The 5,419-nt window shown below is 73.5% G+C and carries 2 protein-coding genes; both read right to left on the bottom strand.

The genetic code is table 11. The features are described from left to right. Positions 1 to 61: 61 nt before the first annotated feature. Complete coding sequence (locus ACFCX4_RS34395; protein ID WP_376151098.1) at positions 62 to 2,500, bottom strand: PKD domain-containing protein; 2,439 nt, start codon at positions 2,498 to 2,500, stop codon at positions 62 to 64. Between the two features lie 177 nt (positions 2,501 to 2,677). Then, a complete protein-coding gene (locus ACFCX4_RS34390; RefSeq protein WP_376151096.1) occupies positions 2,678 to 5,125 on the bottom strand; it encodes a PKD domain-containing protein in 2,448 nt (815 codons plus the stop codon). Positions 5,126 to 5,419: the final 294 nt, after the last annotated feature.

Below are 5,419 nucleotides of genomic sequence, written 5' to 3'. Positions count from 1 at the left end.
CGCTACCGCCCCGGGGGCGGCCCCCCACCGGGCGCCGCCCCGGTGTTGCTCGCGCCACCGGTCAGTAGTTGTAGATGGTGTAGGCGGTGTCGGGCCGGCCGGCGTAGGCGTTGCTGAGGGCGAAGCGGTGGGTGCTCGGTCGGTAGATGCCGTAGGTGGTGCGCCCCTTGGCGAGCCAGTCGCCGACGACGGGCAGGTCGCCCTTCTCGCCGTAGGCGGCGGCGGAGACGGTGCCGTCGTCGTGGCGGAGGATGAAGAGGTTGGGGTCGCCGGCGTTGCGGCCGGGGCGGAAGAGGCCGAACTGGGCGTGCTTGACGCCGTCCCAGTCGCCCACTACGGGGATGTCGCCCGGGTCGCCGAAGCGCAGGGAGGTGACGCTGCCGTCGTCGTGGCGGACGGCCAGCAGGCCGCTGCCCGGGCGGTAGATCGCGAGCTGGTCGTTCCGGGTGCGGGGGCCGTCCCAGGCTCCGACGACGGGGATGTCGCCCGGGTCGCCGAACGGCACGGTGGAGACGGAACCGTTGCCGTGCTGCAGGGCGAAGGTGGAGGTGCCGGGGCGGTAGATGCCGCGCTGGCACCGGCAGGTGTTGTCCCAGTTGCCGACGACGGGGAGGTCGCCGGGGTCGCCGAAGCGCCAGACGGTGGACGGGGTCGAGTCGCTCTGGTAGTAGCTGAGCAGCCAGCGGCCGTTGTCGAAGAGGCCGTTGTGGGTGCTGGGTCCGCCGAAGTAGCCGGTGAACGGCAGGCCTGCCTGCGGGCCGCGGACGGACGACGCCGACGAGGTGCTCGCGGTGCGGCCGTGGTCGTCGGTGACCGTCGCGGTGATCGTGTAGGTCCCTCCCACGCCGTACTCGTGGGGCAGGCGCGGCTCCGCGTTCGCGCCCTCGACGACCGAAGGCGCAGTGCCGTCACCGAAGTCGACGACGTGCCGGACGATCGGCCAGGGGCTGGTGCTCCGGACCCCCACCGTGGCTCCCGCCCGGGACGTATCACCGCTCGCTGCCCAGACCTCCGTCCGGAGGTCGGCGACGGGGGCGAGGGTGACCTGGCTGATGGAGGTGCGGACCAGACCGGTGCGGCTGGTGGCGGTGAGCGTGGCGGTGTAGGTGCCGGCGGCGGGGTAGTCGTGGTCGACGGACCGGGTCTCCGGGGTGACCGCGAGGGGCGCGCTGCCGTCGCCGAAGTCCAGCGAGCCGGAGCCCGGTGCCCAGCCGGCGTTGTACCCGACCGTGAAACGGGCGTTGAGCGGGTGGTCGGCCTGGGAGTACGGGGTGCCGTTCAGGTGGGCGCTCAGCTGGTCCACGAGCTCGGCGGCGCCGCGGTCCCGGTGACCGGACGGGGCGGTGTCGGCGATGCCGGGGTGGTCGGTCGGCGCGTAGTCCCGGATGTCGGTGTCCAGCGTGCCGGGCGCGGTCGGGTCGGCCGCGTCCGTGATGCCCTCGGCGGCGAGCGGGGCGTAGAACCCGATGTCCAGGGCCAGCTTCGGGTCGGTGGCGTTGTCGTGCGCGCCCTGGCCGGTGGCGCGGAAGGCCTCGGGGGTGGGGTAGGAGGTGCCGCCCCAGGAGTAGCCGGGCGAGTTCAGCGGGACGACGGTGTTGTGGTCGGTCCTGGTGCCCTGCGTGGAGTCGGCCGACACCACCAGCGGGGTGGCTGTGGAGGGTCCGCCGGCGCAGGCCGGGGCCGGACGCTTGGTCAGGATGTTGTTCGCGACGACCGCGCCCGCCGAGTTCCCGGCGAGCTCCAGGTCGGTCCCGCAGTTGCGCGTGAAGGTGTTGCTCACCACGACGGTGCCGGGGGCGTCGGTGACCAGTACGCCCCGGCCGGCGCTGTTGGTGATCTGGTTGGTGGTGATGACGGCGCCGGTCACCCCGGCGTCGACCGCGATGCCGGCGACCTTCGGCCCGGGGATCCGGCTCCGGCGGACGGTGACATCGGCACTGGATCCGGTGATCCGGACGGCCGGCGTCGCGTCGGGGTAGGCCCGGACACCGTTGTGGACCGGGTTGCCGCCGTCGGCCTCGGTGCGGTCGAGGACGATCCGGGCGGAGTCCTTGACGAGTACGGCCTCCTGCGGAGCCGCGAGGATGAGGCCGGTGAGGGTGACGTCGTGGACGCCGTCGAGCAGGAAGGCGTGCGGGGCGGGTGTCTGCGCCGAAGTCCAGCTGCGGGTGCCCACCGAGGTCCTCGGCAGACTGATGACGGTCACGCCCCGGAAGACGATGGGCCGGCCGGGCTCGCCTGAGCGCCGGACGGTCACCTGGCCGGTGTAGCCGTGACCGGTTGCGATGTCGACGGTCTGGCCGGGTTCGGCCACGTCGGCGGCGGCCTGGACGGTGCAGTACGGCCGGGCCTGGGTGCCGGTGCCCTGGTCGGAGCAGCCGGCGGTGTTGTCGACGTACAGCACGGTGGGTGCGGCCTGGGCGGTGAACGGCAGGACCACGGTGGTGACCGTGGCCCCGGCTATCGTGGCGGCGAGGCCGACGCGACGGGATCCTGGCATGGGTGGGTTCCCCCTGGGGGTGGTGCGGTGACGCGGTGCGAGGTCGGCGCGGGCGCGACCGACGCGCCGACAGAAGCCCTTCGTGGACGGTTCGGTCCGCAGGGCGGCACAAGTATCCACGAGTCCTTCACCCCCGTTCAACGGGGTATCCCGTGCGCGAACGACACCGGGGAGGGATCAGTTGCCGTTCGTGTAGATGGTGTACGCCACGTCGGGCCTGCCGGCGTAGGCGTTGCTGAGTGCGAAGCGGTGGGTGGTGGGGCGGTAGATGCCGTAGGTGGTGCGACCCTTGGCGAGCCAGTCGCCGACGACGGGGAGGTCGCCCTTCTCGCCGTAGGCGGCGGTGGAGACGGTGCCGTCGTCGTGGCGGAGGATGAAGAGGTTGGGGTCGCCGGCGTTGCGGCCGGGGCGGAAGAGGCCGAGCTGGGCGTGGCCCACGCCGTCCCAGTCGCCGACGACCGGGATGTCACCCGGGTCGCCGAAGCGCAGGGTCGTCACGGTGCCGTCGTCGTGCCGGACGGCCAGCAGACCGCTGCCGGGCCGGTAGACGGCGAACTGGTCGTGGCGGCCGCCGTCCCAGTTGCCCACGGCCGGGAGGTCACCGGCCTCGCCGAACGGGACGGTCGAGACGGAACCGTCGTGGTGCCTCAGGGCGAAGGCGGAGGTGCTCGGACGGTAGACCGTCGCCTGGCACCGGCAGAGCCCGTCCCAGTTGCCGACCACCGGAAGGTCGCCCGGGTCGCCGAAGCGGAACACGGACTCGGCGGTCGCGTCGGAGGTGGTGGCCGCGATGTTCCAGAGGCCGTTGTGGAACAGGCCGGTGCGGCTCCGGGCGTCGTACACGCTGTTGCCGGTGAACGGAATGCCCTGCGCCGGGCCGCGGACCGCGGCGGACACCGAGTGGCTCCCGGTGCGGCCGCGGTCGTCGGTCACCGTGACGCTCATGACGTAGGTGCCACCGGCGGCGAAGTCGTGCTGGAGCTCCCTGGGCAGGTTGCCGCCCTCGGAGACGACGGGAGCCGTGCCGTCACCGAAGTCGAAGACCTGCCGGACGGCCGGCCAGGGGCTGCCGGTGGTGATGCTGACCCTGATCCGGGGGACGGAGCTGTCCAAGTACGACCAGCTGAACGCCGGGCGGATGTCGCCGATCGGGGCGATGGTGAACGTGCTGGTGGAAGTGCGGACCAGACCGGTGCCGGTGGTGACGGTGAGGGTCGCGGTGTAGGTGCCGGCGGCGGGGTACTCGTGGAGGGCGGAGGAGCTGTCCGGACCGACGGCGCGGGGCGGGGTGCCGTCGCCGAAGTCCAGGGTGGCGGTGCCCGGTCCTCCCCAGCCGCCGTAGTAGTAGGTCTCGAAGTACGCCTCCAGCGGGTGGCCCTCCCTGTAGGTCGGGTTGCCGTACAGGAAGGCCTGCACCGGGTCCTGCAGCTCGATCGCGCCGCGGTCCCGGTAGCCGCCGGCGGTGGTGTCCGGGAAGCCCGGGTGGTCGGCCGGCTCGTTGCCGTAGAGGTCGGTCGACAGCATGCCGAGGGCGTTCCGGTCGGCCGCGTCCGTCACGCCGCTCACGGCGGCCGGGGTGTACTCCCCGGCGTTCGGGGCGAACTTCGGGTCGGCGGCGTTGTCGTTCGCGCCCTGCCCGACGGCCCGGAAGGCCTCGGGGCCGGCGAACTCCGTGCCGCCCCAGGAGTAGGCGTTCTGACCCGAGGTCACGATGGTGTTGTAGTCGGCCCTGGTGCTCCGGACGGAGCCGGCCGACACCACCAGCGGGACCGCGGTGGGCGGGGTGCCGTCGCAGAACGGGACCGGCCGCCTGGCCAGGATGTTGTTCTCGATCACCACGCCGGTGGAGGCCCCGGCGATCTCCAGGTCGCTCCCGCAGTTGCGGCCGAAGGTGTTGCTCACCACGACGGTGCCGGGCGCGTCGGTGACCAGCACGCCCCGGCCGGCCCCGCCGGCGATCTGGTTGGTGGTGACGACGACCCCGACGGCCCCGGCCCCGACCGCGACGCCGGTCACGGGCGCCGCGAAGATCCGGCTGCGGCTGACGGTGACGTTGGTGCTCTGCCCGGTGATCCGCAGGCTGGGCGCGGCCGACGGGAAGGCGGGGACGCCGCCCCGCACCGGGTTGCCCGCGTCCACGTCGTTGCGGTCCAGCGAGATCCGGGTGGAGTCCTTGACGAGCACGGCCTCCTGCGGCGCGTCGAGGCGCAGGCGGGTCAGGGTGACGTCGTGGACGCCGTCGAGGAGGAAGGCGTGCGGGGCGGGAGCCGCCCCCGGGGCCCAGTCGCGGGTCCCGACGGCGGTGTTCGGCGCGTGGGAGGTGAACTCGCCGCCCTGGAAGACGATGGGCCGGCCGGGCTCGCCGGAGCGGCGGACGGTGACCTGGCCGGTGAACTGGCGGCCGGCCGCGAGCTGGACGGTCTGGCCGGGGCCGACGACGTCGGCGGCGGCCTGGACGGTGCAGTACGGCCGGGCCTGGGTGCCGGTCCCGGCGTCGGAGCAGCCGGCGGCGCTGTCGACGTACAGCACGGTGGGTTCGGCCTGGGCGGTGAACGGCAGCACGGTGGTGACGACCGTGGCGCCGGCTATCGCGGCGGCGAGGCCGACGCGACGGGATACGGGCATGGGCGGTCCCTCGGGAGTTCGGGAGTGACGCGGAGTCGGATCGGTGTCGTCCTGGCCGGCGCCCCGGCGGGAGTCCGTCGGAGGACGGCCGGTGGGGAGGCGGCACAAGTATCCACGAATCCTTCGCATGCCCTCAACGGGGTGTCCGGGCAGCGCCCGTGACGGTGCGGCGGGTGGCAGGCGGACGGTGCACGGGGCGAAGGAGAGCGCGAAGGAGAGCGCGAAGGACGGCGCAACGGACGGCGCGAAGGACGGCGCAACGGACGGCGGGGGCGGTGCTCGGCCGAGCACCGC

This window comes from Kitasatospora sp. NPDC056327, assembly GCF_042261735.1.
Lineage (GTDB): Bacteria > Actinomycetota > Actinomycetes > Streptomycetales > Streptomycetaceae > Kitasatospora.
Note: the sequence above shows the minus strand (reverse complement) of the source record. Positions and strands in the feature narration are given on the sequence as shown.

Excerpts from the sequence above, each read along its gene's own strand:
- ACFCX4_RS34395 (WP_376151098.1), bottom strand. The coding sequence starts at position 2,500 with ATGCCAGGATCCCGTCGCGTCGGCCTCGCCGCCACGATAGCCGGGGCC.
- ACFCX4_RS34390 (WP_376151096.1), bottom strand. The coding sequence starts at position 5,125 with ATGCCCGTATCCCGTCGCGTCGGCCTCGCCGCCGCGATAGCCGGCGCC.